Annotated in this window: 16 protein-coding genes and 1 tRNA gene; 15 read left to right on the top strand and 2 right to left on the bottom strand. The window is 61.9% G+C overall.

Going from position 1 to position 24,498, the window contains the following annotated elements; translation table 11 throughout:
- Positions 1-121: 121 nt before the first annotated feature.
- The 12 genes from F3G95_RS04970 to rsmA all read left to right on the top strand — a co-directional run bounded on the left by F3G95_RS04970 (position 122) and on the right by rsmA (position 17,005).
- A complete protein-coding gene (locus F3G95_RS04970; protein ID WP_149794087.1) occupies positions 122-922 on the top strand; it encodes an IMP cyclohydrolase in 801 nt (266 codons plus the stop codon).
- A 25-nt stretch (positions 923-947) separates the two neighbouring features.
- Positions 948-2,129 (top strand): phosphoribosylaminoimidazolecarboxamide formyltransferase, encoded by a 1,182-nt coding sequence (locus tag F3G95_RS04965; RefSeq protein WP_015563617.1) that lies wholly within the window; start codon positions 948-950, stop codon positions 2,127-2,129.
- A 170-nt stretch (positions 2,130-2,299) separates the two neighbouring features.
- The gene (gene purD / locus F3G95_RS04960; protein ID WP_149794086.1) at positions 2,300-3,604 is read left to right on the top strand and encodes a phosphoribosylamine--glycine ligase; all 1,305 of its coding nucleotides are present in this window, start codon (positions 2,300-2,302) and stop codon (positions 3,602-3,604) included.
- A 461-nt stretch (positions 3,605-4,065) separates the two neighbouring features.
- Positions 4,066-7,758 (top strand): phosphoribosylformylglycinamidine synthase, encoded by a 3,693-nt coding sequence (locus tag F3G95_RS04955; protein WP_149794085.1) that lies wholly within the window; start codon positions 4,066-4,068, stop codon positions 7,756-7,758.
- Between the two features lie 41 nt (positions 7,759-7,799).
- Positions 7,800-9,245 carry an adenylosuccinate lyase gene (gene purB / locus F3G95_RS04950; protein ID WP_149794084.1) on the top strand — a complete coding sequence of 482 codons (1,446 nt, stop codon included), beginning with the start codon at positions 7,800-7,802 and terminating at the stop codon, positions 9,243-9,245.
- Positions 9,246-9,316: 71 nt separating this feature from the next.
- Complete coding sequence (locus F3G95_RS04945; RefSeq protein WP_149794083.1) at positions 9,317-10,021, top strand: pseudouridine synthase; 705 nt, start codon at positions 9,317-9,319, stop codon at positions 10,019-10,021.
- Positions 10,022-10,284: 263 nt separating this feature from the next.
- Entirely contained in the window at positions 10,285-11,370 is a 1,086-nt protein-coding gene (locus F3G95_RS04940) for a helix-turn-helix domain-containing protein (protein ID WP_149794082.1), read from the top strand.
- A 125-nt stretch (positions 11,371-11,495) separates the two neighbouring features.
- Positions 11,496-12,188, top strand: coding sequence for a cell division ATP-binding protein FtsE (gene ftsE / locus F3G95_RS04935; RefSeq protein ID WP_149794081.1), 693 nt, complete (start codon positions 11,496-11,498; stop codon positions 12,186-12,188).
- Positions 12,185-13,090 (top strand): permease-like cell division protein FtsX, encoded by a 906-nt coding sequence (locus tag F3G95_RS04930; RefSeq protein WP_149794080.1) that lies wholly within the window; start codon positions 12,185-12,187, stop codon positions 13,088-13,090. Before ftsE ends, F3G95_RS04930 begins: the two co-directional genes overlap by 4 nt.
- A gap of 12 nt (positions 13,091-13,102) precedes the next feature.
- Complete coding sequence (locus F3G95_RS04925) at positions 13,103-14,401, top strand: M23 family metallopeptidase (protein WP_243130272.1); 1,299 nt, start codon at positions 13,103-13,105, stop codon at positions 14,399-14,401.
- Positions 14,402-14,574: 173 nt separating this feature from the next.
- Positions 14,575-15,948, top strand: coding sequence for a S41 family peptidase (locus tag F3G95_RS04920; protein WP_149794079.1), 1,374 nt, complete (start codon positions 14,575-14,577; stop codon positions 15,946-15,948).
- A 205-nt stretch (positions 15,949-16,153) separates the two neighbouring features.
- Positions 16,154-17,005 (top strand): 16S rRNA (adenine(1518)-N(6)/adenine(1519)-N(6))-dimethyltransferase RsmA, encoded by an 852-nt coding sequence (rsmA, locus tag F3G95_RS04915; RefSeq protein ID WP_149794078.1) that lies wholly within the window; start codon positions 16,154-16,156, stop codon positions 17,003-17,005.
- Positions 17,006-17,102: 97 nt separating this feature from the next.
- Here rsmA and F3G95_RS04910 read toward each other — a convergent pair whose 3' ends face one another.
- Positions 17,103-21,782, bottom strand: coding sequence for a hypothetical protein (locus tag F3G95_RS04910; protein WP_149794077.1), 4,680 nt, complete (start codon positions 21,780-21,782; stop codon positions 17,103-17,105).
- 293 nt (positions 21,783-22,075) lie between these two features.
- Here F3G95_RS04910 and F3G95_RS04905 point away from each other — a divergent pair.
- The 3 genes from F3G95_RS04905 (at position 22,076) to F3G95_RS04900 (ending at position 23,276) form a co-directional block, all read left to right on the top strand.
- A tRNA-Thr gene (locus F3G95_RS04905) sits at positions 22,076-22,150 on the top strand.
- A 172-nt stretch (positions 22,151-22,322) separates the two neighbouring features.
- Positions 22,323-22,496, top strand: coding sequence for a hypothetical protein (locus F3G95_RS13745; RefSeq protein WP_187156268.1), 174 nt, complete (start codon positions 22,323-22,325; stop codon positions 22,494-22,496).
- Positions 22,497-22,517: 21 nt separating this feature from the next.
- Positions 22,518-23,276, top strand: a complete 759-nt coding sequence (locus tag F3G95_RS04900) for an AEC family transporter (RefSeq protein ID WP_149794076.1) — start codon at positions 22,518-22,520, stop codon at positions 23,274-23,276.
- Positions 23,277-23,517: 241 nt separating this feature from the next.
- Here F3G95_RS04900 and F3G95_RS04895 read toward each other — a convergent pair whose 3' ends face one another.
- On the bottom strand, positions 23,518-24,495 hold the full coding sequence (locus F3G95_RS04895; RefSeq protein WP_149794075.1) for a substrate-binding domain-containing protein: 978 nt from the start codon (positions 24,493-24,495) through the stop codon (positions 23,518-23,520).
- Between the last annotated feature and the right edge of the window lie 3 nt (positions 24,496-24,498).

The raw sequence follows: 24,498 nt of genomic DNA, 5'->3' as shown, positions 1-24,498 counted from the left end.
ACCGAAGGTGACGGAGAGGGCAAGGACGCTGCCCGACGTAAACGGGCTTGCCCTCTCAGGCGCTTCGCGCCAGCTCCCCCAAAGGGGGAGCCAAAAGCGCTCTTGATAAAGGAGAATAACAATGGAGAAAATCAACCTGAACGAATATCTGGCCGCGAACGAGTACCCCGGCCGCGGCATCGCCGTGGCAAAGGCCCCGGATGGCCGTCAGATGTTCATCGGCTATTTCATCATGGGCCGCAGCGAGAACAGCCGCAACCGCGTCTTCGACCCGGTGCCGGAGCGCGGCGGCATCTGCACCATGGCTGCCGACCCGGCCAAGCTCGAGGATCCCAGCCTCATCATCTATAACCCCGTGCTGACCCTCGGCAAGACCCACATCGTCACCAACGGCGACCAGACCGACACCATCTTTGACGAGATGAGCCGGGGCAAGAGCTTCGCCGACGCCCTGCGCACCCGCACCTTTGAGCCGGACGAGCCCAACTACACCCCCCGCATCTCCGCTGTGGTGTACGCAGACGGCAGCTACCAGATGAGCATCCTCAAGTCTGCCGACGGCAACGGTGAGAGCGTCCAGCGCTATTTCTTCGACTACCCCCAGCCCGTGGCCGGTGAAGGCCACTTCATCAGCACCTACAAGCACAACGGCAACCCCATCCCCAGCTTTGAGGGAGAGCCGCTCCGCTTCGCCTGCCCCCGCACCATCGGCGACTTCGCCCACGGCCTGTGGCAGAACCTGAACCCCGACAACAAGGTCAGCCTCTTCGCCCGGGTCATCGACCTGGAGACCGGCGAGAGCGGCGACATGATCTTCAACAAATACGACGCTGTGTGCAGCGACCTCGACGACCCCGAGGAGCCGGAGCTGCTGCCCGAAGAGCTGGAACTGCTCAAAAAGCTCGACGCCGAGGAAGAATAACCTAAGACACAAGGAGGATGCACCAATGAATGAACTCGCACTGAAGTACGGCTGCAACCCCAACCAGAAGCCCAGCCGCATCTATATGGAGGATGGCTCTGACCTGCCCGTCACCGTCCTGAACGGCAAGCCCGGCTACATCAATTTTCTGGATGCCCTGAACTCCATCCAGCTGGTGAAGGAGCTGAAGGAGGCCTGCGGCCTGCCCGCTGCCGCTTCTTTCAAGCACGTCTCCCCGGCCGGCGCAGCTCTCGGTCTGCCTCTGAGCGAGGTGGAGCGGAAGATGTATCACATCGCCCCGGACATGGAGCTTTCGCCGCTGGCCTGCGCTTATGCCCGCGCCCGCGGTGCGGACCGGATGTCCTCCTTCGGCGACTGGATCGCCCTCTCCGACGTCTGCGATGTGCCGACTGCAAAGCTCATCCAGCACGAAGTGTCTGACGGCATCATCGCCCCGGGCTATGAGCCGGAGGCGCTGACCATCCTCGCCGGAAAGAAGAAGGGCAATTACAACGTGGTCGCCATCGACCCGGCCTACAAGCCGAACCCCGTGGAGCACAAGCAGGTCTACGGCATCACCTTCGAGCAGGGCCGCAACGAGCTGGCCATCAACGCCGACACCATGCTGACCAACTGGGTCACCGAGAACAAGACTGTGACCGAGGAGCAGAAGCGCGACCTCATCATTGCCCTCATCACCCTGAAATACACCCAGTCCAACAGCGTCTGCTACACCGCAGGCGGCCAGACCATCGGTGTGGGCGCCGGCCAGCAGAGCCGCATCCACTGCACCCGTCTGGCAGGCCAGAAGGCCGACAACTGGCAGCTGCGCCATATGCCGAAGGTGCTGGAGCTGCCCTTCCGCGACGATGTGGCAAAGCCCAACCGCGACAACGCCATTGATGTTTACATCGGCGACACCCCCGAGGACGTCATCGGTGACGACGTCTGGGCCGAGACCTTCACCCGTCAGCCCGAGCCGCTGACCGCTGAGGAAAAGAAAGAGTACCTGAGCCATGTCACCGGCGTCTGCCTCGGCTCGGATGCGTTCTTCCCCTTCGGCGACAACATCGAGCGCGCACGCCGTTCCGGCGTGACGGCCATCGTCCAGCCCGGCGGCTCCATCCGCGACCAGCAGGTCATCGACACCTGCAACAAGTACGGCATCGCAATGGCATTCTGCGGCATCCGGCTGTTCCATCACTAAAACTCCTTCAGACACGGCTTGCGCCGTGCCAGCTCCCTCTGAGAGGGAGCCTTTGAGCAGGAGATAAAGTTTTCGGCTATGCCAAAAGGCCCCCTCCTTGAGGGGGCTGTCTGCGGAGCAGACTGGGGGAGTTCCCTTGGCAGAAGAACTTTTATAAAGAAGGTGGATCTATGAAAAAGAAAATCTTAGTCGTTGGCGGCGGCGGACGCGAGCACGCCATCATCAAAGCATTGAAGAAGAGCCCCGACTGCGGCGAAGTCTGGTGTGCGCCCGGCAACGGCGGCATCGGCTATGACGCCCACTGCGTCAACATCAAGGCCACCGACGTGGAAACGATGGTCGGCTTTGCGGAGACGGAAAAGTTCGACTACGTCGTGGTGGCTCAGGACGACCCGCTGGCACTGGGCATGGTGGATGCGCTGGCGGCAGTCGGCATCCCGGCCTTCGGCCCGGACAAGGCCGCTGCTCGCATCGAGGCATCCAAGGTCTTTTCGAAAGACCTCATGAAGAAGTACGGCATCCCCACCGCAAAGTATGAGACCTTCGACGACCCCGCCAAGGTCATGGAGTACATCAAGGCTGAGGGCAAATACCCGGTGGTCATCAAGGCCGACGGCCTTGCGCTGGGCAAGGGCGTGCTCATCTGCGAGAACGAAGAGCAGGCCGCCGAGGGCGTCAAGGAGATCATGCTGGACAAGAAGTTCGGCGCTTCCGGCAACCATGTCGTGGTGGAAGAGTTCCTCACCGGCCCTGAGGTCAGCGTGCTGAGCTTCACCGACGGCAAGGTGGTCAAGCCCATGGTCTCCTCCATGGACCACAAGCGCGCCAACGACCACGACACCGGCCTGAACACCGGCGGCATGGGTACCGTCGCGCCGAACCCCTATTACACTCCGGCCATCGCTGCCGAGTGCATGGAGAAAATTTTCCTGCCCACCATCAAGGCCATGAACGCTGAGGGCTGCCCCTTCAAGGGCTGCCTCTACTTCGGCCTGATGCTCACCCCGGACGGCCCGAAGGTCATCGAGTACAACTGCCGCTTCGGCGACCCTGAGACTCAGGTGGTGCTGCCCCTGCTGGAAAGCGACCTGCTCAAGGTCATGACCGCCTGCACCGAGGGGACGCTGGCCGACACCGAGGTCAGGTTCTCCGACGGCGCTGCCGCCTGCGTCATCCTCGCTTCCGGCGGCTACCCGGTGGCCTACGAGAAGGGCAAGCCCATCACCGGCCTCGTGGACGGCCAGCTGCCCGATGAGCCGGACGTCACGGTCTACCACTCCGGCACGGCCATCACCGAGGACGGCCAGCTCGTCACCAACGGTGGCCGTGTGCTGGGTGTGACGGCCACCGCGCCTGGCCTGCCCCGCGCCATCTCCATCGCCTACGAGGCGGCGGAGCACATCCACTTCGACAAGCTGCACAAGCGCACCGACATCGGGATGCGGGCGCTGAAAGCGCTGGCAGAGAAGCAGTAAATGAAGCTCTGAAGGCTCTCCCTTTGGGAGAGCTGTCACCGAAGGTGACTGAGAGGGCAAGGATGCTGACAAAGATGCGCAGGCATGGCGACAGCATCGCTCTGACGAAGGGCCTGCTTATCGCTGTGCGGCGGCTTTGTCGCACCGGGCTTGCCCTCTCCGTCATTGCTTCGCAATGCCACCTCTCCCAAGGGGAGAGGCTTTGGCAGGCCGGGAAGCTCTGAGCTGACTGCTGAAAGCATATATGCCGCAAAATACAGTGCGCTGTTGTCAAGAAAAGCGGCTTCTGAACAATAATACTTGTTAAGATGTCGTGGATCTGGACAGCGGAGCACTTCTGTTTCTGGTAAAATAAAACTCCTCTCAGGCTGTGCGGCCTGACCGACACGCCAGTGGCTCCCCCTTTGGGGGAGCTGTCACCGAAGGTGACTGAGAGGGCTGACAACAAGGGGGATTTCCCAATGGTATATCGTATCTATGTTGAAAAGAAACCCGGCTTCGACGGCGAGGCCCAGAGCCTGCGCAATGAGCTCGTCTCTCTGCTGGGCATCAAGGAGCTGAACGGTCTGCGTCTGCTCAACCGCTACGACGTGGAGGGCATCGACGAGGCTCTGTTCGAGCAGTGCGTCCCCACCGTGTTCAGTGAGCCGCCGGTGGATAACACCTATGCCGAGCTGCCCGTCTCCGACGGCGTGTCTTTCGCCGTGGAGTATCTGCCCGGCCAGTTCGACCAGCGCGCCGACTCTGCCGCCGAGTGCATCCAGCTCATCAGCCAGGGCGACCGCCCGCTGGTGCGCTCTGCCCGCGTCTACCTGCTGGAAGGCACCCTGACCGATGAGCAGGTGGCTGAGATCAAGAAATACGTCATCAACCCGGTGGAGGCCCGCGAGGCTTCGCTGGACACCAAGGCTACCCTGAAGATGGAGTATCCCATCCCTACCGAAGTGGAGGTGCTGGACGGCTTCAACGAGCTGGATGAGGCAGGCCTGAAAAAGTTCATCGACGAGAAGGGCCTCGCCATGGACCTGGGCGACATCAAGTTCTGCCAGGAGTATTTCCGCTCGGAGAAGCGCGACCCGACCATCACCGAGATCAAGATGATCGACACCTACTGGTCGGACCACTGCCGCCACACCACCTTCGGAACCATTCTGGATGAAGTCCAGATCGACGATGCCGTGGTGCAGGAGGCCTTCGACCGCTACATGGCCATGCGCGCCGACCTTGGCCGCGAGAACAAGCCCCGCTGCATGATGGATCTGGCCACCATCGGTGCCAAGGAACTGAAAAAGCAGGGCATCCTGAAGAACCTCGACGAGTCTGAGGAGATCAACGCCTGCACCGTGAAGATCAAGTGCGACGTCAACGGCAAGGACGAGGACTGGCTGTTCCTCTTCAAAAACGAGACCCACAACCACCCGACGGAGATCGAGCCCTTCGGCGGCGCGGCCACCTGCATCGGCGGCGCGATCCGCGACCCGCTGTCCGGCCGCAGCTACGTCTATCAGGCCATGCGCGTCACCGGCGCAGGTGATCCCCTCAAGCCCGTCAGTGAGACCCTGCCCGGCAAGCTGCCCCAGCGCAAGCTGGTGACCACCGCTGCCGCCGGTTATTCCTCCTATGGCAACCAGATCGGCCTTGCCACCGGTCAGGTGGATGAGATCTATCATCCCGGCTATGTGGCAAAGCGGATGGAGATCGGCGCTGTTGTGGGCGCAACTCCCGCTTCCCACGTCCGCCGCGAATGCCCCGCTCCCGGCGACGTCATCGTCCTGCTGGGCGGCCGCACCGGCCGCGACGGCATCGGCGGTGCCACCGGTTCCTCCAAGGCCCACAAGCTGGACAGCCTCGAGCACTGCGGTGCTGAGGTCCAGAAGGGCAACGCCCCCATCGAGCGCAAGCTGCAGCGCCTGTTCCGCCGCGAGGACGCCTGCAAGATGATCAAGCGCTGCAACGACTTCGGTGCCGGCGGCGTCTCTGTCGCCATCGGCGAGCTGGCCGACGGCCTGTATATCGACCTGAACAAGGTCACCAAGAAGTATGACGGCCTCGACGGCACCGAGCTGGCCATCAGCGAGAGCCAGGAGCGTATGGCCGTGGCTCTGGCCCCGGAGGACGTGGACAAGTTCATCGCCATCGCCACCGAGGAGAACCTTGAGGCCACCCCCGTGGCAAAGGTCACCGAGGAAAAGCGCCTGAACATGGTGTGGAACGGCAAGTCCATCGTCAACATCAGCCGCGAGTTCCTGAACTCCAACGGCGCTGAGAAGCATCAGAACGTCCACATCGAGAAGGGGACTGTCTGGCAGCCCCAGTGGGCCGGCGTGACCTTCGAGCAGAAGATGAAGAACATGGTGGGCGATTTGAACGTCTGCAGCAAGAAGGGCCTTTCTGAGCGGTTCGATTCCACCATCGGCGCGGCCACCGTGCTGATGCCCTTCGGCGGCGCATGCCAGCTGACCCCCCAGAACGCCATGGTCGCAAAGCTGCCCGTGGACGGCGAGACCAACACCTGCTCCGGCATGGCATGGGGCTACAACCCCTACCTCATGAGCGCCAACCAGTATGTGGGCGCACGGATGGCCGTCGTCGAGAGTGTGACCAAGCTGGTGGCCTCCGGCTTCCGCTATGAGGACGCCTACCTGACCTTCCAGGAGTACTTCGAGCGCCTTGGCACTTCCCCGGAGCGCTGGGGCAAGCCGCTGGCCGCTCTGCTGGGCGCACTGGACGCACAGATCGGCCTCGGCATCGCCTCCATCGGCGGTAAGGACAGCATGTCCGGCTCCTTCGAGCAGCTGGATGTGCCTCCCACGCTGGTGTCCTTCGCCACCGCCATCGGCAAGGCCGGCCGCGTCGTCTCCACCGAGTTCAAGAAGCCTGAGAGCACCGTCGTCCTCATCCGGCCCATCCTGGACCCCGTCACCGGCTGCCCCAACTTCTTCTCCCTGAAGGCCAACTACAAGAAAGTTGAGCAGATGATGGAAGATGGCATGGTGGCCGCTGCTTCCTCTGTGGGCTATGGCGGTCTGGCCGAGGCTCTCTTCAAGATGGGTCTGGGCAACCGCATCGGCTTCAAGATGATGAACAACATGACCACCCACGATATGTTTAAGCCCATGTACGGCTCCATCGTGCTGGAGATGGTCTCTGACGCCCCGGCTGGTGAGCTGCTGGGCGAGACCACCGCAGACTACACCTTCGAGTGCTGCGGCGACAAGCTGGATATGGCTCAGCTGCAGGAGATCTGGGAGAGCAAGCTCGAGCCCGTCTATCCCTACCGCAAGGCCGGTCCCGCCGTCGAGAAGATCAACGGCAGCCTGACCGCCCCCGCTGCGCCCAAGATCGGCGTGGCAAAGCCGAAGGTCATCATCCCGGTCTTCCCGGGCACCAACTGCGAGTACGACACCGCCCACGCCTTTGCCCGCGCCGGTGCGGACCCCGAGGTGCTGGTCATCCGCAACCTGACCCCCGCTGATGTCACCGCCAGCTGCGAGGCACTGGTCAAGGCCATCAACGAGAGCCAGATCGTCATGCTGCCCGGCGGCTTCTCCGGCGGCGACGAGCCGGACGGCAGCGCAAAGTTCATCGCCTCCTTCTTCCGCAATCCTGCGGTCACTGAGGCGGTCCGCGACCTGCTGCAGCACCGGGATGGTCTGATGCTGGGCATCTGCAACGGCTTCCAGGCCCTCATCAAGCTGGGTCTGGCCGCTTACGGAGACATCCGCCCCATCACGGCCTGCGACCCGACCCTGACCTTCAACACCATCGGCCGCCACCAGAGTATGCTGGTGCGCACCCGCATCGCCTCCACCGGCAGCCCCTGGCTGTCCAAGTGCAGCGTGGGCGACCAGCACACCGTGGCCATCAGCCACGGTGAGGGCCGCTTCGTGGCACCTCAGAGCGTGCTGGACACCCTCATCGCCAACGGCCAGATCGCGACCCAGTACGTCGATCAGGACGGCAGCCCCAGCATGGACATGAAGTACAACCCCAACGGCTCCGTCCTCGCCATCGAGGGCATCACCAGCCCGGATGGCCGTGTCTTCGGCAAGATGGGCCATTCGGAGCGCAGCGGCGAGTACCTGTACAAAAACGTCACCGGCGACAAGTATCAGCCTATTTTCGAGGGCGGCGTGGACTATTTCAAGATTTGATGGTATCATAAAAGAAACATCTACCCAAGGAGGACATCTTCATGTCTCAGCATGACCGTTATATCAGCCCCTTTTCCACCCGTTATGCCTCCGATGAGATGCAGTACATCTTCTCGGAGGACAACAAGTTCCGCACCTGGCGCCGCCTGTGGGTGGCCCTGGCCCGGGCCGAGATGAAGCAGGGCCTGACCAATATCACCCCCGAGATGGTGGCCGAGCTGGAAGCTCATGTGGACGACATCAACTATGAAGTCGCCATCGAGCGGGAGAAGCTGGTGCGCCACGACGTCATGAGCCATGTCTACGCCTACGGCCAGCAGTGCCCCAAGGCGGCAGGCATCATCCATCTGGGTGCCACCAGCTGCTATGTCGGCGACAATACCGACATCATCGTGATGCGTCAGGGCCTCGAGCTGGTGCGCAAGAAGCTCATCGGCGTGCTGGCAAAGCTGGCAAAGTTCGCCGAGGAGTATAAGAATATGCCCTGCATGGCCTACACCCACTGCCAGCCCGCCCAGCCCACTACCGTGGGTAAGCGCGCTACCCTGTGGGCCAACGAGCTGGTGATGGACCTCAGCGAGATCGACCACCGTCTGGCTACCCTGCAGCTGCGCGGCGTCAAGGGTACCACCGGCACCCAGGCTTCCTTTATGGAGCTGTTCAAGGGCGACGCCGACAAGATCCGCGCCGTGGATGCTTCCATCGCTGAGGAGATGGGCTTCGACAGCGAGGCCGTCATCCCGGTGTCCGGCCAGACCTACAGCCGCAAGGTGGACGCCTTCATCCTCAACGCACTGGCCGGCATCGGCCAGAGCTGCATGAAGTTCGCCACCGATCTGCGCCTGCTGGCCAACTTCAAGGAGATGGAAGAGCCGTTTGAGAAGAACCAGATCGGTTCCTCCGCCATGCCTTACAAGCGCAATCCCATGCGCTGCGAGCGCATCTGCGCTTTGAGCCGCTACCTGATGGTGGATGTGCTCAATCCCAGCTTCACCACCGGCACGCAGTGGTTCGAGCGCACGCTGGACGACAGCGCCAACAAGCGCGTTGCCATGGCTGAGGGCTTCCTCGCCACCGACGCCATCCTGAACATCATGCTCAACGTCACCGACGGCCTCGTGGTCTACCCGAAGGTCGTGCGCAGCCGCCTGATGGCCGAGCTGCCCTTCATGGCCAGCGAGAACATCATGATGCAGGCCGTGGAGAAGGGCGGCAACCGTCAGGAGCTCCACGAGCGTCTGCGCCAGCACGCCATCGCCGCCGGCAAGCAGGTCAAGGAAGAGGGTCTGCCCAACGACATGGTGGACCGCATCGCCGCCGACCCGGCCTTTGGTCTGACCAAGGAAGAGATCGTGGCGGGCCTTGTGCCGGAGAACTTTGTGGGCCGCGCTCCCCCGCAGGGGGGGGAGGTCATTGCTCACATCCTCAAGCCCCTCTTTGACGCCAACCCGGATGCTGTGGAACAGCACGCAAACCTGAGCGTCTAAACGTGATTTTACAGGAAAAGAGGCTGTTGCCGCAGGCAACGGCCTCTTTTCTGCACACAGAAGGAGTTTTCATGCGACTCGATAAATATTTAGCCGAGACGGCCCAATGCACCCGGAGCGAGGCAAAGGCACTGCTGGCGAAAGGCCGCGTCACGGTCAACGGCGCGGTCTGCAGGAAAGGGGATACCCAGCTGAAAGAGGCGGACGCCGTGGCGGTGGACGGCAAAGCGCTGGCCTACCGGCAGTTCGTCTACCTTATGCTCAACAAGCCCGAGGGCATCGTCAGTGCCTCCACCGACAAGCGGGACACGACGGTCGTGGATCTGGTGGGGGATGCCTATCCCCGGCGGGAGCTGTTCCCGGCCGGGCGGCTGGACAAGACCAGCACCGGTTTCGTCCTGCTGACGGACGACGGCGGCTTTGCCCACGACATCCTCGCGCCTAAACGCCACGTCTCCAAGACCTACACCGTCGTCATCGACACCCCGCTGACAGAAGAGATGAAGGCCGGCTTTGCCGCAGGCGTCACCCTTGCCGACGGCACGGCCCTTTCGCCGGCGGAAGTGTCCGCCCTCACCCCCGACGGTCTGACGGTCCGCGTCCTGCTCAGGCAGGGCGTGTATCATCAAATCAAGCGGATGTTCGGCGTCTACGGTGCGGGCGTCAACGCCCTGCACCGGGACGCCATCGGCGGGCTTGCGCTGGACGAGAGCCTTGCCCCGGGCCAGTGGCGGGAGCTGACAGCTGACGAGGTGGCGAAAATTACCACGGGGTAAAGGACTGCTTTTCACCCGGTTTTCAAAAAAGTATCACATTTTACCGGTAAAATAGCCCTCAGAACCACGCAGAAAGGCCCTTTTTGGCCCGAAAATGACCCCGAAAGATAATTTCAACAAGAAAGAAGAATTTTTTTTGGTGAAATATGTTGCAAAAGTAAATTCTTTTGTGTAAAATATAAAATGTAATGCGGCGAAATTGTTAAAAATCACAATCCCGCCCACCTGCGGTTTGCACAAGAGAGGAAAAGGGGTATCCATTTATGGCCAATAGAGTATTTCAGAGCGTGATCTACCAGATGAAGGACGCGATCGACCGCGTGGTCGGCGTGGTGGATGAGACCGGCGCTGTCATCTCCTGCTCGGAGCTGAATCTGATCGGCGAGGTGCGCGAGGGCTTTATGGCAGAGCGTCTGACGGCCGGTGACCGCTTCGTGCGGGATGGCTACACCTACCAGCAGTTCTCCAGCGCAAAGCATAACGATTATGCCGTTTTTGTGGAAGGTGCGGACGAGACTGCGGGCCAGTTTGCCGCTGTGCTGTCCATCAGCCTGCAGAGCATCAAGCAGTATCACGATGAGAAGTTCGACAAGGCCAACTTTATCAAGAACGTGGTGCTGGACAACATCCTGCCCGGCGACATCTACGCCAAGGCCCGTGAGCTCCACTTTGCCACCGACGTCTCCCGCGTGGTGTTCATCGTCCGCGTCACCAGCGGCGGCGACATCTCCGCTTACGACGTGGTGAGCAGCCTGTTCCCCGACAAGCAGAAGGACTTCGTCTTCAACATCAGCGAGACGGATACCGTTCTGGTCAAGGAGATCCGCAAGGGCATCGACCGCACCGATATGGAGAAGCTGGCCGCCAGCATCGTGGATACCCTGTCCGGTGAGCATTATATCAAGGCTGTCGTGGGCATCGGCACCCCCATCGCCAACGTGAAGGACCTGGCTACTTCCTTTAAGGAAGCACAGATCGCCATGGAGGTCAGCAAGGTGTTCGACACCGAGAAGCAGATCATCCGCTACGACAATCTGGGCATCGCACGTCTTATCTACCAGCTGCCCACCACGGTCTGCGAGATGTTCCTGCGCGAAGTGTTCAAGCAGGGCAGCATCGAGAGCCTGGACCAGGAGACCCTGTTCACCATCCAGCGCTTCTTCGAGAACAACCTGAACGTCTCCGAGACCAGCCGCGGTCTGTTCGTCCACCGCAACACGCTGGTGTATCGTCTGGAAAAGATCAAAAAGCTGACCGGTCTGGATCTGCGTGAGTTCGACGACGCTATCGTGTTCAAGGTAGCGCTCATGGTCAAGAAGTACCTGTCCAACAACCCGGCCAAATATTGATATTTCGTCTCAGCCGCTCCGGCTGCGGACGCCGAAACCGGCCGCTCGACCCCGATGCTGGCCGGTTTCTTTTGTGATGGTCTGGAACTTCTGTGCCAAATAAATTTTTCAGGAGCAAGATACTCATGATAGATTTTGAACATGTCACCAAGATATACAAACGGAGTGACACTCCCGCTCTGGAGGACATCGACTTCCATGTGGACGACGGCGAGTTCGTCTTTCTGGTGGGCCACTCCGGCGCCGGCAAGTCCACTTTGCTCAAGCTCATCCTCCGCGAAGAGCTGCCCACCGAGGGCCGCGTCATGGTGGACGGCAAGGACGTCGCCCGGCTGCGCCGGGGCAAAGTGCCTTTCCTCCGCCGCCAGATGGGCATCATCTTCCAGGATTTCCGCCTCATCCCCACTATGACGGTCTACGAGAATGTGGCGTTTGCCATGCATGTCACCAACATCGGCAAAAAAGACATCAAAGAGCGCGTCAACTACATGCTGGAGCTGGTGCATCTGGAAGATAAGGCAAAGGTCTACCCCGAGTTCCTCTCCGGCGGTGAGCAGCAGCGCGTGGCCGTGGCCCGCGCTCTGGCCCACAGCCCCCGCCTCGTCATTGCGGACGAGCCCACCGGCAACATCGACCCCGAGATGAGCCTTGAGATGATGGAGCTGCTGGAACGTGTCAGCGAGATGGGCATCACGGTGCTTGTCGTCACCCACGAGCATGAACTGGTGCGCCGCTTCAACCGCCGCACCATCACCCTGAAGCAGGGCCGCATCATCTCCGATGTTCCGGCCAGCTTCGGCGAGGAGGTACACGCATGAAGATCTCTACGTTTGGGTTCCTCACCCGGCGCGGCGTGCGCAACCTCGGCAAGCACTGGGCCATGACCATCGCCTGCATCGCCTCCCTCAGCGTCTGCATGACCCTGAACATCTTCGCCAGCCTCATTGAAGTCAATGTGGACAGCATGGTGAGTTATCTGGGCAGCCAGAACGAGATGGTGGTCTACGTGGACCCCGAGGCCGATGACGCCACCATCCAGTCTGTGGGCAATGCCCTCAGCGGCACCGCAGGTGTGAGCCGGGTGCAGTATATGTCCAAAGAAGACGTCCTCAACCAGTACAAGGGCTATATGTCCGACTATGCCGCCCTGCTGAACGAGTTCGAGAACGACAACCCCTTTAAGGCCAATTACCGCGTCTCCCTGTCTGATCTGAGCCAGATGGAGACCATCAGCAAGCAGTTCGAGAACATCAGCGGCGTCTACAGCGTCACGGCTCCCATCGAGATGACCAGGACCTTTGTGGAGGTCCAGCAGGCTGTCACCAAGGTCGGGCGCGGTCTGGTGCTGGTGCTGATGGCTGTCAGCATCATCACGGTGGGTACCACCATCCGGCTGAGCGTCTTTGCCCGCCGCCGTGAAATCGAGATCATGAAGTATGTCGGCGCTACCAACGCCCTCGTCACCCTGCCTTTCGTCATCGAGGGCCTGACGATGGGCCTGCTCTCCGGCATCCTGACGGCAGCTGCCACCATCGGCGGCTATGCCTACATCGTTCAGCTGTCGCCCACGCTGGGCGGCCTGTGGCAGATGCTCATGGGTACGGCTCTAGTGCCGCTGGAAAATGTCTGGCCCACCATCCTGACCTACAGCCTCGCGGGCGGCGCTCTGGTGGGCGGTCTGGGCAGTATGTTCTCCATCCGAAAGCACCTGAACGTGTAAGGAGGGCCTACTGTGTACCACGACAAGCATTCCGCAGGCTTTGTCCTGCACCATCCGCCCCGCCACGCAAAGCCGTCGGGCCATTCGGCCATGATGCGCGCCGCCTGCGCCTTTCTGGCCGCCGCCTGCCTCGTGCTGAGCGTGACGGTCTACCCGGCCAGTGCGGCCACCAGCATGAGCTCGCTGCAGAACAAGCTGGACAAGATCTCTGCGTCCATCAAGCAGCATAAGACGGAGCTGAACGACGCCAAAAAGAAGGAAGCTGCTGCCAAGGCCCTCGAGTCTGAGCTGAAAGAAAAAGTCTCGGTGCTCCAGAGCCAGATCAGCGTCCTCAAGAGCCAGATCTCCGAGGTGCAGAACAGCATCGGCGTCAAAGAGCAGGAGATCACCGCCAAGCAGAACGAGATCGCCCGGAAAGAGCAGGAGATCGCCGACCAGTGGGACGATTTCAAGAGCCACATGGCCGCCATGCAGGAGCTGCGGGACGGCGGCAGCGTCGCCATGCTCCGGGCCGTGAACGATCTGTACGAGCTTCTGACCTTCAATGAGGTCATGCAGGACATCTCGGTGAAGGACACCGAGATACTCGACAACATGAAGGCTGCGAAGGAAGCCCTTGTGGCCGACCGCACCCAGCTCGTGGAGGAGCGCACCCAGCTGCAGAACAAAAAGGCTGAGCTGGACGCCCAGAACAAGCAGATGCAGTCCAAGCAGAGCGAGCTCAACAACAGCGTCAAGGAGGCCCGTCTGAGCGCCGCTGAGGCCCAGCAGGCCCAGAAGAACGCCCAGGCGGCCATCGAGTCGGACGAGATGAACTACGAGGCCGTCAAGAAAGAGATCCAGAAGCTCATCGCAGCGGCAGCGGCCAGCAAGCCCCAGCTGAGCTTCAGCGGCTTTATCTGCCCGCTCAAGAGCTATACCCGCATTTCCAGCGAGTACGGCTGGCGCAAGAACCCGGTCTCCGGCGTCAACAAGCTCCACGCCGGCATCGACTTTGCCGCCCCCGCCGGCACTCCTATCTACGCAGCCGCCAGCGGCTATGTGCAGGTGGCCGGCTGGTCCAGCGGCGGCTACGGCAACTATGTCATCATCTATCACGGCAAAATGACAGACGGCAACGCCTACTCCACCCTCTACGGCCATATGCGCTCGGTGGCAACGTCGGCGGGCAAGTATGTCAACCAGGGCGACCTCATCGGCTATGTGGGCTCCACCGGCAACTCTACCGGCAACCACCTCCATCTCGAGGTGTGGAAGGGCGGCTCCAAGGCCAATGCGGTCAATCCCCGCGGTTATATTCCGATAAGATAATACAACTGTAATTGAAGTCGAGGGGTCAAAGGAGGCCACAAGGCGAAATGAACGAGCAAAAACGCAAGCGTATCCTTCGGGTGGGCTGTCTGATTCTGGCAGGAGTGTTCCTGCTGTCGGTACTGGGCAGTGTCATCCTGATGTTTTTGGTCTGAACTGGGGGAGGACACTGAATGAACCGCAAAATTTCCGTAGGGATGACCGTGACCATCGTTATTCTGGCAATGACGGTCACTTTTTCCATCACGATGCTGATGGCGATGCGGCTGTTTGACCACACCGTCACCAGCGTGAAGGAAAAGGAGAGCATGTACAACAAGGTGGCCGAGGTAGACCGCTATGTGCGCGCCAACGACTACTACGACATCGATGAGACCGTGCTGTACGACCGTCTGACTGCCGGTTATCTGCTGGGTACCGGCGACAAGTACGCCCGCTACTACACCGCCTCGGCCTATACCGATCTGCTCAACGCCCAGAGCGGCAAGCTGATGGGCATCGGCGTGGAGCTGGCCATCGACCAGTCCGGCTACGCCAAGGTCATCAAAGTGTATGACGAGTCTCCTGCCAAGGAGGCCGGCCTCCAGCGGGGCGATTACATCACCACCATCGACGGCGCAGACATCAAAAGTCTGGGCAGCGTGGAGGCTGTCCAGAACAAACTCCGGGGCGAGAGCGGCACGAGCGTCAATGTAGGCTGGCTGGACAGCGAGAACGCCCAGCACACCGCCGATCTGACCCACTCCGGCTTTACGGCCAACAGCGTCGATTCCGCGCTGGTGCAGGGCAATGTGGGCTATATCAAGATCTGGCAGTTCGATAACTCCACCCCCAGTGAGCTGGACTTTGCGCTCCGCAGCCTGACCGCCAGCGGCGCCCAGAGCTTCATCTTCGACCTGCGCGACAACGGCGGCGGCATCCTTGACGATGCCATCAGCTGCATCGAGCTCGTCGCGCCGGAAGGTGTGCTGGCCTACGCGGAGGATAAGGCAGGCAACCGCACCCTGCTGGGCAGCAGCACCGGCGACTCGGTCATCAGCCAGCCCACCGTCTGCCTCGTGAACGAGAACACCGCCAGTGCGGCAGAACTCTTTGCGTCCAGCCTGCGCACCCTGTGCGGCACCCGCCTCGTAGGCAGCACCACGATGGGCAAAGGCACCATCCAGAGCAGCCCCCAGCGCCTCTCGGACGGCAGCGCTGTCGTGGTCACGGTGGCAAAGCTCATCTGCGGCGACGGCTCCTGCTTCGACGGCACCGGCCTGACCGTGGACGTGGAGCGCCCGCTGACTGCCGACGAGCAGGCCAGCTACTATGACTACACCCTCGACACGGACCCGCAGATACAGCGCGCCGTCAGCACCGCGCAGCAGCTCACCGGCGTCACCACCGTGGGCGGCGTGAACGATGCTGACATCGCCGCCAACTCTGCCGCAGCCTCTTCGGAGGCCGCAGCCGAGAGCACCGCTTCCGGCGAGGCCGCAGGGGAGGCAGAGGCTTCCTCTGAGGCAGGCGCAGAAGGGGAGCAGGAGGCTTCCAGCACGCAGTAAACACTTCTTGAAAATAATTTTAGTCGTGTAAATAGCTCAACCTCTCAGTCTGCTTCGCAGACAGCTCCCCTACCGAGGGGAGCCTCTGGCGAAGAGAATAAGCTTTGCGGAATGCCAAGGCCTCCCCTCGATAGGGGAGGTGGCACGCCGCAGGCGTGACGGAGAGGTTTTGCTGTTTTAGCAAGAAACAGAAAGGAAAACCACTATGCCGGAGCTGACCGACCTCTCCGTTATCCGCACCCTGTGCGAAAAATATGATTTCGCGCTCTCCAAGGGCTTTGGACAGAACTTCATCATCAATCCCGGCCTGCCGCCCAAGATCGTGGACGCCAGCGGCGTCGATAAGAGCTGGGGCGTGCTGGAGATCGGCCCCGGCATCGGCGTGTTGACCAAAGAGCTGGCCCAGCGCGCCGCCAAGGTGGTGTCCATCGAGGTGGACGAGCGCCTGCCGCCCCTGCTGGCCGAGACCATGGCGGGCGTGGAGAACTTCAAGCTGGTATTGCAGGACGTTCTGAAAGTAGATCTCCGCGCCCTCATCGAGGAGGAGTTCCCCGGGATGCCGGTGGCTGTCTGCGCCAACCTGCCCTACTACATCACCAGCCCCATCGTCATGAAGCTGCTGGGCGACCGCCTGCCCATCCAGAACCTCACCGTCATGGTGCAGAAGGAGGCCGCCGACCGTCTGGCCGCTGCCCCCGGCACCCGGGCGTCCAGCGCCATCAGCTGTGCCGTGAGCTACTACGCCACCTCAAAGCTGATGTTCACCGCCGCGCCGGGCAGCTTCTACCCGGCCCCGAAGGTCACCAGCGCTGTGGTGCGGATGGACATCCGCCCCACTCCCGCCGTACAGGTGGAGGACGAGGACGGCTACTTCGCCCTCATCCGTGCCGCTTTCGGCCAGCGCCGTAAGACCGCTGCCAACGCCATCGCCAGCGGCCTCGGCCTGCCGAAGGATAAGGTCATCGCGGCCATCGAGGCGGCGGGCTTCGACGCCCGCATCCGCCCCGAGGCCCTGACCCTCGAGGACTTCGCTGCCGTACAGCGGGAGCTGAAGTAAGATTTTATCAGAATAAAACGCCAAGGCCCCCGCAGTCCGGAACAGAACTGCGGGGGCCTTGGTCGTTATGTGGAAGGAATGAAGGATGGTAATGTGCTTACCTCAGCAGTGCGCTGTGGTCTGCGCCGCCCACGATGAAGCTGGCGGTGGAGCCGCTGTGGCTGAGGGTGAAAGGCGTATCGCCCGCACCGAGGGCTGCAACATCGGAGAGGGAGAGGGTGGAAGTGCAGCGTTCGGTGGAGAAGACAACGGTCTCGATGTTCTCAGAGCGGAGACCGGTCAAATCGGAAAGGACGCCCTGCAGGGACGCCGTCTCAAGGGCGACATCGATGTAGAGAACATCGTTGATCTGGCTCAGCCGGACCAGCTGGGCGTTCTGGAGGATGTCGGCCTGGGTCGAGTCGAGGACACGCAGGCCGGTGGAGATGGTGCTGTCGCCGCTGTTGTGGGAGACATCGCGGTACTCCACCGCATGGCAGACCGTGCAGATACGGTACTCACGGCTGCCGCCTTCGACAGGCGTCCAGCCGCTCCACTGATGGCCGAGGGCGGGCAGCTCCTCCGTCTCAGTGACGACACAGCCGCTGACCGTGCAGCTGCGCTGGCGCTCGCCCTTCTCGGTGCAGGTAGGCTCTTTGGTGGTGCGCCACTCGCCGAGGGGGTGGGTCTCGCTGATGGCGGGATAGATGCTCTTCGTGTAGACACCGTTGTGGAAGAGCCGCGTTACGCCGTTCTCTACGAGCTTCACGAGGCCCAGCATGCCGTTTTCCTCGAGATGGATGATCTCGTCCAGCTTCTTGCCGTCGCGGCTTTGGATGGCATTGTCGGCGTCGGGGGAGGTTGCGGTGATGTTCAGCGGGGTGTCGATATTGCCGATGGAGACGATGTCGCCGTCAATGCCCGCGCCGCCGCTCTTGCCGCTGCCGCCGGTGGTGTTGATGGTGCCGCCCGCAACATTCACAGAGTTGCCGCCGATGCCGCTGCCGCCGGTGCTGTTCTCGCCGGTGGCCTTCGTGGTGGTATCGCCCGAAATCTTCACAACGCTGTCGCTGTGGATGCCGTCGCCGCCGGTGCCATTGGTAGAAGCGCCGCCCTGCGCGGTTCCGATGTTGGCGCTGCCCTCGATGGTGAGGATGCTGCCGCTGGAAATGCCGCTGCCACCGTTGCCATCGGTAGAAGCACCGCCCTGCGCGGTTTCGATTTTGGCGCTGCCGGAGATGGTGAGGACGCCGTAACTGCCGATGCCGTCGCCGCCGCCGCCGCTCTTGCCGCTGCCGCCGGTGGCCTTCGTGATGGTGCCGCCCCAAATTTTCACAGTGCCGTCACTGCGGATGCCGCTGCCGCCGGTGCCGCCTTTGCCGGTGGCGTCGCCGCCGGAAGTCTGCTGTATCTCGCCGCCCCTGATGGTGAGTGTACCGTTGCTGCAGATGCCGCTGCCGCCGGTGCCGTTCTCGCCGGTGGCGTTGCCGCCGACAGCCTGCTCTATCTCGCCGCCGGAGATGGAAACGGTGCCGCTGCTGGCAATGCCCGCGCCGCCGCTCTTGCCGCTGCCTCCGGCGGCGCTGATGGTGCCGCCGGAGATGGAGAGGCTGCCGCTGCTGCTGTCGCTGCCGCTGCGGATGCCGCTGCCGCCGGTGCCGTTGCCGGTGGCGTTGCCGCCGGTAGCCTGCACTGTCGTGCCGCCCTTGATGGTGAGGCTTTCGCTGCCGGCAATGCCTGCGCCGCCAGTATGGTAGGATTCCTCGCCGGTGGCCCTGCCGCCGATGGCTTTGATGGCACTGGAAATGATTTCCATTGTCTTGCCAAAGAGGCCGCTGCCGCCGCTCTTGCCGTTGCCGCCGGTAGCGTTCGTGATGGTGGCGTTGTAGATGGAGAGCTTATCGTTGCTGCCGTCGCCGCGGATGCCGCTGCCGCCGGTGCCGTTGTCGGCGTCGCCGCCGGTGGCGTTCGTGATGGTGGCGCTGTCGATGGAGAGCATACCGTCGCTGAAGATGCCGCTGCCGCCGTTGCCGTTGCCGGTGGCCTTGTTGCCGGTGGCATTCGTGATGGTGGCTTTCTGGATGGTGAGCTTGCCAACGCCGTAGATGCCATTGCCGCCGGAAGTTTTGCCTTCGCCGCCCTTCGCGGTTCCGATGGTACTGGAAATGATTTTCATGGCAGCGCCAAAGATGCCGTTGCCGCCGCTCCAGCCGCTGCCGCCGGTGGCATTCGTGATGGTGGCGTTGTCGGAGATGGTGAGCATGCTGCCGCTGTGGATGCCATAGCCGCCGGTGTCGTCGGTAGAAGCGCCGCCGGTAGCGTCCGTGATGGCGGCGCTCTTGGAGATGAAGAGATTGCCGCTGCTGTAGATGCCGTTGCCGCCGGTGCCATTGGTAGAAGTGCCGCCCTGCGTGGTTCCGATGGTGGTGCTCGTGGAGTTGTCTCTCTGGGAGATGGTGAGCGTGTCGCAACTGTAGATGCCGCTGCCGCCGGTGCCATTGGTAGAAGTGCCGCCCTGCGCGGTTCTGATGGTGGTGCTCTTGGAGTTTTCGCTCTGGGAGATGGTGAGCGCGCCGTCACTGTAGATGCCGTGGCCGCCGTCGCCGGAGTTGGTGTCGGTGGCGTTGCCGCCCTTGGTCTTCGTGATGATACCGCCCAAAATTTTCGCAATTTTGCTGCGGATGCCGCTGCCGCCGTTGCCACTGGTGCCGGTGGCGTCGCCGCCGGTAGCGTTTGTGATGGTGCCGCCGTAGATGGCGAATTCACCGTCGCTGCGGATGCCGCTGCCGCCGGTGCCAAAGGTGCCGGTGGCATTGCCGCCGGTAGTCTGCTGTATCTCGCCGCCCGCGATGGTGAGCGTACCGTTGCTGCCGATGCCGGTGCCGCCGGTGGCGTCGCCGCCGGTAGCGTCGCCGCCGGTAGCCTGTTTTATCTCGCCGCCCTCGATGGTGAGCTCTTGGTTGCTGCGGATGCCATAGCCGCCGCTTCTGCCGCTGCCGCCCTGCGCGGTTCCGATGGTGCCGCCCTCGATGGAGAGGTCGCCTTTGCTGTAGATGCCGCTGCCGCCGTCCTTGTGGTCGGCAGTTGCATTGCCGCCCTGCACGGTTCCGATGGTGCCGCCGGAGATGGTGAGCTTGCCGCCGCTGTAGATGCCGTTGCCAGCGCCACTGCTTACGATGTCGCTGCCGCCGCTGCCGCCGATGGCGCTGCCAATGGAGGCGGTGCCAGGAATGGTGAGGTCGCCGTCGCTGTGGATGCCGTCGCCGCCGTCGTAGGTGGAATAGCCTTGGCCGCCCTGCGCTTTTTCGATGCGTCCACCATTGATCGTGACGGTAGTAGAATTGCTCCTGTTACCGCTGCTGCCGCCGATGCCGTCGCCGGTGGTGCCACCCACGGCCTCCACAATGGTGCCGCCGGAGATGGTGATATTGGTAGTGCTGCTGCCAGTGTCACCGCTGCCGATGTCACCGCTGCCGATGCCGGCACCACCGGAGCTGCCACGACCGGAGCCGCCCTGGGCTTTTACGATGGTGCCGCCCTTGATCTTGATGGTAGTAGTGCCGTTGCTGTTGTAACCGCTGCCGATGCCGGCAGCATTGTTGCCGCCGATGGCGGTGATGTTGCCGCCTGTTATCTCAATGGTGCCGGCACCTTTGCCGTCGCTCGAGCCGATGCCAGCAGCGCCATTGCCGCCTGTGGCAGTCAGGCTGCCGGTGTCGTTGCCATCGGCATCTTTTTCGGATGTGATGGTCAGTTTGCCGGTAGTACCCGTGCTCTCTTCGTTGTGCTCGAGGCCGGCATGGAGGAGGTCGTTGATAAGGGTATTGCTGCCTCTGAGCGTGATTTTCGTGTCGCCCTCGCCCTCGACGCTGAGGGCGGCGTCGTTTTTGGCCGTGATGTTGACATTGTCCAGCGTCACGTTGAGAGTGTTATCGTTGCCCGCGAGCTTGTTGATGATGCGGATGACGTTTTGGGCCGCGGCCTTGAAGTTATCCGCCGCGGTCTTCAAGACCGTGGTCGATTCGGTCGGGGTCCCTTCGTCGTCATTGGCGCTGGTGTACATAATCTGGCTTCCCGGCGCAGAGCTGTCGCCGGGCTGGGGGTCGTTTTCCTCGCCGCCGGTGGTGGTGCTGTCGGGCTTGGTGTCGTTTTTCTCGCCGCCGGTGATGTCGTCAGAGCCGGAGGTGCCGTCCCCAGAGCCGGTGCTCTCAGGGTCAGAGCTTCCCGCACCGGTGTTCTCGCCGGGCTGGGTCTGGTTTTCCTCGCCGCCCTCAGAAGAGTCGCTGCCATTGGGGTCGGCATTGGTGCCGTCGGGGGAGACCTTGTCTTCGTCTTGGCTTTCGCTGTCTTCTGATGGGAGCGCGGTCAAATTGGATTTGGCGGCAGGGGTTGCGGTGGTGCCGCCCTCAGAAGAGCTGCCGCCGGAAGAGCCGCCGGTGGTGGAGCCGGTTCCGGAAGAGCCGGTGCCGGGGTCGGGGTTTTTGGTGATGTCGGTTCCTGTTCCGCCCTTGATGGTGACATTGCCGTCCTCGTCCTTATCGCCGAGGCTGTCTGCATCATAAGTTTTATTCGAGCGCTTGACATAGACGTTGCCTTCAGCGTCTTTGGTGACTGTGATGTCGCCGCCGTTGTTGTCAATATAATATGTACCCGCATACGCCGGTGCGGCCATGCCGGCCACCATTGCGGCTGTCAGTGCCAGCGCCGTCACCCGGTGGGACGCAGGCCGGGGGGCGTTTGTCGGCACCCGCAGCGGATGCCCCAGAACGCGCATTGCAAGCTTGCGATAAGAGATCATGGAAACCTCCTCTGAAAAGTGTGAGTTTTGCACAGAAGCTCCCAACAAAACGGCAGGAGATTGTGGAAGAAGCATAAATGTTGAGTCTGATTTATTCTACCATATTCCGGCCATAATGTGACCGAATCTGCGTGAATCGCCGTTTTTTGTGCGTGAATCGCCCCTCAGATGTCCTGAAACGCCCTGACGACAGCGCTGCATGGGCCGACAGCGGGGCCGGGGGGCAGACAAAGATATTGACAAGCGGGGAGGTTTCTGGTATTCTACTAAAGTACCCTGTGCAAACGATACTCGCTGGTGTGGCGCAATGGCAGCGCAACTGATTTGTAATCAGTGGGTTGCAGGTTCAACTCCTGTCACCAGCTCCAAAAAGTCCTACGATATACCGCTGAAAAGCGGCGTGTGTCGTGGGGCTTTTGCTTTTATGTCTCCGACTGCATCGCCGCCATTCAGAAAAATCATGCCGCCCGGCGGGGCGCGGGTATTGAAATCGGCTCATCACGCGATTATAATTGGTTCAGCTAAGCAAAGAGCGTCCAAATGAAAGGGGATACCATGCCCGAATTTTCCACCATGCTGGACCTGCAGGCGCAGATGATGCTTTTGCTGGCCATCGGCGTTTTTCTGGCAAAGAAAAAGCTCATCACCGACCAGGGCCGCGCCTGTCTGACCGACCTGCTGCTCTTCATCATCCTGCCTGCGAACATCATCTAGTCGTTCCGCATCGAGTTCAACGTGGAAATTTTCCGCAGCACCCGGGACATCCTCATCCTGTCGATCTTATTGCAGATGCTCTACGGCGTCGTCTGCGCGGTGTGCTACAACTGCTATCCCTTCGCGCGGAAGGCCGTCATGCAGTACGGCACGGTCTGCTCCAACGCGGGCTTCCTCGGAAGCCCGCTGGCGGAGGGGCTGTTCGGCGGGGTGGGGCTGCTGACGTCGTTCTACCTCATCCCCCAGCGCATCGTGATGTGGTCGGTGGGGGTGTCCTACTTCATGCAGGATGCCGCTCCCGCCACGCCCGAGGAAAAGAAGAAGCACCGCCTCGCAGTGCTCCGCAAGACCATCACCCACCCCTGCATCGCGTCGGTGTTCGTGGGCATGGTCATCATGCTGACCCAGTGGCAGCTGCCCACCTTCCTCGGCAAGGCCGTCCAGTGTACCAGCAGCTGCAACATGACCATGTCGATGTTCCTCATCGGGGCCATCATCGGCAGCCGCGATCTTCACCCGCTGCTGGACAAGGACGCCATCCTCTACTGCATCATCCGGCTCTTCCTGATGCCGCTGGTGGTGCTGGTGGGATGCCGCGCGGCCCATGTGGGCCAGCTGGCGACAGGCGTGGCCGTCGTTCTGGCCGGTATGCCGATGGGCGGCACCACCACCATCCTCGCCGAGAAGTATGGCGCAGACTCCACCTTCGCCAGCAAGTGTACGGCCATCTCCACGGTGCTGTCGCTCATCACGACGCCGCTGTGGTGTTTGGCGGTGTAAAATATGGCAAACGAAACCGCCCCCGGGGAGACCCGGAGGCGGTTTTGTTTCGAGGAAATGGCTCTCCCCTTGGGAGAGCTGGCGCGAAGCGCCTGAGAGGGCAAGGCTGCTACAAGAAAAGCACAGGCACAGCGACAGTATCGCTCTGACAAACAGTCAGTTTATCGCTGTGTGGCGGCCCTTTCGCCACGAGCTTGCCCTCTCCGTCACCTGCGGTGACACCTCTCCCAGAGGGAGAGGCTTACGGTGTTGCCGCTACATACCCCGCCTTCTCGATGCACCTGCGTCCCTCGTCGGTGTCCAGCCAGTCGTAGACCTTCCGCTGGGGGCTGTCGGGGGCGGCGTCCGCGTGGACGACTGCGTAGAACTCGTTGCAGAGCGGGTAGCTCTCATCGGCGATGGTGTCATTGCCGGGGGTCACGCCGTCCACAGCCAGCAGGCGGAGGCCGGGCTTCGAGTACATCTGGTCGATGTAGTAGTAGACCGAAAAGCCGATGGCGTTGGCGGAGTTGTTGTACTCGGCGATGCTGTCCACGAGGCCGCCCATGTCGGCGGGGGCAAGCTCGGTGGGCGCAGCCATCAGCTGGCCGTCGCCCTTGTCGATGAGCAGCTTTTTGAAGAGGGTCTGACTGCCCGAGTCCACGCCCCGCTGGAACGCCACGATGGGGGAGTCCGCGCCGCCCACGTCCTTCCAGCTGGTGATGCGGCCCGCATAAATATCCCGCAGCTGCTGCTGGGTCAGGCTCCGGACGGGATTCTCTTCGTTGACGATGAACACCAGCGCGTCCCGGCCGATGGCTTTCTGTTCGAGCTTTGCGTCGGCCTCGGCCAGCTCTTCCTTGACGTACTCGGGGGCCTCGTAGACGATGAGGAGCTGTGCGCCGTAGTCCTCGCTGTCGCTGCGGGACCAGAGGCCGAAGTTCTCCCAGGCATAGGCCGTGGTGCTGACGGTGATGCTGGTCTGGGCCTCGAGAAGGTCCATGCCGGTGACATCAGCCTTCATCTGGGCCATCAGGGGGATGCAGGCCGTGGAGCCGTCGAGGCGGGGGAACTCGTCCTCGGTCAGGAAGGGGACGGGAGTGTCCGCATCGGGGACAGACGCCGCCGGAGAGTCGGCGGGGGAGTCCGCCGTGCCGGTTTTGCAGGCGGTGAGCATCGCCGCCCCGAAGCCGAGGCCCATCACGCGCAGGAAGCTGCGGCGGGAGATCATCTCTTTCATATC

The sequence above is a fragment of the Faecalibacterium sp. Marseille-P9312 genome, assembly GCF_902497445.1.
GTDB lineage: Bacteria > Bacillota > Clostridia > Oscillospirales > Ruminococcaceae > Faecalibacterium > Faecalibacterium longum.
Note: the sequence above shows the minus strand (reverse complement) of the source record. Positions and strands in the feature narration are given on the sequence as shown.

Excerpts from the sequence above, each read along its gene's own strand:
- F3G95_RS04930 (WP_149794080.1), top strand. The coding sequence starts at position 12,185 with ATGAAGATCTCTACGTTTGGGTTCCTCACCCGGCGCGGCGTGCGCAAC.
- purD (WP_149794086.1), top strand. The coding sequence starts at position 2,300 with ATGAAAAAGAAAATCTTAGTCGTTGGCGGCGGCGGACGCGAGCACGCC.
- F3G95_RS04945 (WP_149794083.1), top strand. The coding sequence starts at position 9,317 with ATGCGACTCGATAAATATTTAGCCGAGACGGCCCAATGCACCCGGAGC.
- F3G95_RS04920 (WP_149794079.1), top strand. The coding sequence starts at position 14,575 with ATGAACCGCAAAATTTCCGTAGGGATGACCGTGACCATCGTTATTCTG.
- ftsE (WP_149794081.1), top strand. The coding sequence starts at position 11,496 with ATGATAGATTTTGAACATGTCACCAAGATATACAAACGGAGTGACACT.
- rsmA (WP_149794078.1), top strand. The coding sequence starts at position 16,154 with ATGCCGGAGCTGACCGACCTCTCCGTTATCCGCACCCTGTGCGAAAAA.
- F3G95_RS13745 (WP_187156268.1), top strand. The coding sequence starts at position 22,323 with ATGAAAGGGGATACCATGCCCGAATTTTCCACCATGCTGGACCTGCAG.
- F3G95_RS04895 (WP_149794075.1), bottom strand. The coding sequence starts at position 24,495 with ATGAAAGAGATGATCTCCCGCCGCAGCTTCCTGCGCGTGATGGGCCTC.
- purB (WP_149794084.1), top strand. The coding sequence starts at position 7,800 with ATGTCTCAGCATGACCGTTATATCAGCCCCTTTTCCACCCGTTATGCC.
- F3G95_RS04965 (WP_015563617.1), top strand. The coding sequence starts at position 948 with ATGAATGAACTCGCACTGAAGTACGGCTGCAACCCCAACCAGAAGCCC.
- F3G95_RS04955 (WP_149794085.1), top strand. The coding sequence starts at position 4,066 with ATGGTATATCGTATCTATGTTGAAAAGAAACCCGGCTTCGACGGCGAG.
- F3G95_RS04940 (WP_149794082.1), top strand. The coding sequence starts at position 10,285 with ATGGCCAATAGAGTATTTCAGAGCGTGATCTACCAGATGAAGGACGCG.
- F3G95_RS04910 (WP_149794077.1), bottom strand. The coding sequence starts at position 21,782 with ATGATCTCTTATCGCAAGCTTGCAATGCGCGTTCTGGGGCATCCGCTG.
- F3G95_RS04970 (WP_149794087.1), top strand. The coding sequence starts at position 122 with ATGGAGAAAATCAACCTGAACGAATATCTGGCCGCGAACGAGTACCCC.